This is a genomic window from Streptomyces sp. SID12501, assembly GCF_010550245.1.
Lineage (GTDB): Bacteria > Actinomycetota > Actinomycetes > Streptomycetales > Streptomycetaceae > Streptomyces.
The window spans coordinates 1-472 of sequence record NZ_JAAGLU010000520.1; the positions used below are offsets into that span (position 1 = coordinate 1).

General features: G+C 74.2%; 1 pseudogene. It reads left to right on the plus strand.

Annotated features, from left to right (window positions below):
* Nucleotides 1–194: pseudogene (locus G3I71_RS47070) on the plus strand (hypothetical protein); the annotation flags it as partial.
* Between the last annotated feature and the right edge of the window lie 278 nt (nt 195–472).

Consider the following 472-nt stretch of genomic DNA (forward strand, 5'->3'; position numbering starts at 1 on the left):
CCGGCGAGGTCGCGCTCAGCGCGCGCCGCTCGGGCAGCCAGACCCGGTTCATCGCCCTGCACCCGTACGGGACGCCGGTCGACCCGACCTCCACGGTCAACTGCTACCCGAACTACGAGAACCCGGCCAACACCTGCCGCCCGGACACGCGGTCCTACAAGGACCCGCAGCCCGGCGTGTGGGAGATCGAGGTCGTCGCGTTCGAGCGGGACGCCTGGGTCACGACCGTGATGCTGCGGGGCCGGCTGGACCGCGAGACGCTCGACGACTACCTCGCGACGACGTTCGAGGGGTGGGTGTGAGCGGCGCGCTCGCGGTCGTGCCGCTGCCGACGGACCGGCTCGACGAGCTGCTGGAGCTGTGCCGCGAGCACGCCGCGTACGAGCGGGCCGAGTTCCGCGAGGACGGTCAGGTGGACCGGTGGCGGGCCGCGCTGGGCGCGGACGTGCCGGCGCTCCACGCGTGGGCCGCG